The 2,049-nt window shown below is 66.2% G+C and carries 1 protein-coding gene; it reads right to left on the bottom strand.

The features are described from left to right. Window positions 1-199: 199 nt before the first annotated feature. The gene (locus MJ783_RS06765) at window positions 200-1,696 is read right to left on the bottom strand and encodes a transposase (protein WP_239309288.1); all 1,497 of its coding nucleotides are present in this window, start codon (window positions 1,694-1,696) and stop codon (window positions 200-202) included. Between the last annotated feature and the right edge of the window lie 353 nt (window positions 1,697-2,049).

The following is a 2,049-nucleotide window of genomic DNA, read 5'->3' as shown; positions in this document are numbered from 1 at the left end:
CGACGGTCGATCCGTTCCCTCCTCCCCTCCTGCGGGCCGGACTCGGTCCGCCACCGACGAGGCGTACTCCATAGCGATCATCCCCTAGGCCGGTAGGCCGGACGGGCACATCCCTTGACGCGTTCCGGGTGGCATCGATCATCCCTTGCGCCGGCGGGCCGAACGGGTCATGAACTGACCTGTAGCACGCAGCATGTGATCATCCCTGCTGCCGGTGGGCCGAGCCCTCTCCGGTCTGGGTTATGGTGCGGGGGGATGCCTGCGCATCACTGCACTGGGGTGACCCACCAGTCGGTGGGCCTTCCCGCATCGACGTGCCCCGCGTCACCGTCCGAACTGGACGGATCGGTCTCACGGGCGCTCCACGGGCGTTTTCTGTCTCCCCCCTATCGGAGGCGACAGCGAACCGGGCAATGGCGCGCGCGGTGTTCACGTCACGATCCATCGACAGTCCGCAGGCGGTACAGTGGAACACCCGCTCGGACAAGGCCAGCGTGGTTTTTGCCGTACCACAGGCCGAGCAGGTCTTATTCGATGGATATCCATAGTCGACAATGGAAATCCTACTGCCATACCAGACGGTCTTGTAATCGAGCTGCCGGCGCACCTCGCTGGGAGAGATGTCGCGGAGCACCCGGTTGAGAGCCCGTCTGGGCCGGCGGCCCGCCCCGGCTTTGCTGCCGGTCCCCCGAGCCGGGTGGGTCATGCCGGCGGCCTGCAGGTCCGGCACTGCCACCATCGCCCAGCCGGTCGCGAGGCGTTTCGTCAGGCGATGCATATCCGTCGACCGGCGGGCCGCTTCCAGGTGCTGCAGGCGTGCCAGCCGGCGCTGTGCCTTCCCGCGTCGCCGGGAGCCCTTCATCGTCCGGGCGACGGTGCGGAACGCCTTCGCAAGCGCGCGGGCATGCCGGGCTTGCGCCCGGTGGGTGAAGAGCCGCTCGCCCGTGGACAGGGTGACAGGAGAGCGGGGCCCGAGGTCGATCCCGACCGTGCCAGCGGCCCGCTGGGCACGGTTCGGCGCTGGCAGCGCAATCCACTCACGGACCAGCACGCTCGCGTACCAGCGATGTGCCCCCCGCGAGACCGTCACCGACTGGATGACACCAGATCTGCGATCGAGCGCGCGCATCAGCCGTTTCAGGCTGTCGTGGGTACGGACCTCACCGATCCGCGGCAGCAACAGCCGCCGGGTGGTGACCGGTCGGATCGTCGGTCTCCTCACGTCATGGTGCAGCCGGAAACTATCCCGTGAACGGCCCTTCTTCTTGAAGCGGGGGCAGCCGACCCGGCGTCCCCTACGCCGGCCCGCCAACGAGTCCAGCCATGCCTTCCATGCCATGTCCGCGTCGAGGAATGCTGACTGAAAGGCATATGTCGAAACGACGTGCCACCACGGGCATATGCCCGCGACACCCTGCCGATCATCGCCCTTGACCTTGTTGAGCGCCTTCTGAATAGCCGGCTTGGTAGGCGTGGGAACCCTGGCCTGCCGGCGGGCGTCTTCCTCGGACGCGCCCGCCGCCACCAATGCGGCAACCGTGCCCTTCCACTGCTCCCGTGCCGCCATCTTCACGGCGAGCGCATGATTGAACGCCCATCGCGCGGCACCCGCATGCTGAGCGAGTGTCAATTCCTGGGTTGGATTGGGATCAAGAGTGACACGGTAAGCACGCAGGATCTCGACGGGCTCAGTCACCTTAGGACTCCGCACGGGCTGGTGGCCTCACACCTACAGCCTGTCCTAGAAGCGACATGTCGGATAGCTCCAAACGGAGGTCTCGCTAAGGAGGTCTCCGGGCAGAGACGGCGAACAGCCCCAGAACCGGACACACTGCCGATATCGGGGGCTGGACCCGGCTGGTGAACGCCGCTATATCCTGCGTCCGCAGCGGGACGCCTCAGGAGTAAAACGGGTACCGTCGTCAGCGACCTTGACAAACGACAGGCAGTTGTTCATCTGACCGAAACTCGCGGTCATGTCGAGGGGTGCGGGCAGCAGGCCGTTGGCGTTGTAGTCCCGGACGGCTCGAAAGCCGTGGATGAACTGCT

This window comes from Protofrankia sp. Cj3 (assembly GCF_917627355.1).
Classification (GTDB): Bacteria; Actinomycetota; Actinomycetes; order Frankiales; family Frankiaceae; genus Protofrankia.
This window is presented reverse-complemented; position numbering and strand designations above follow the sequence as displayed.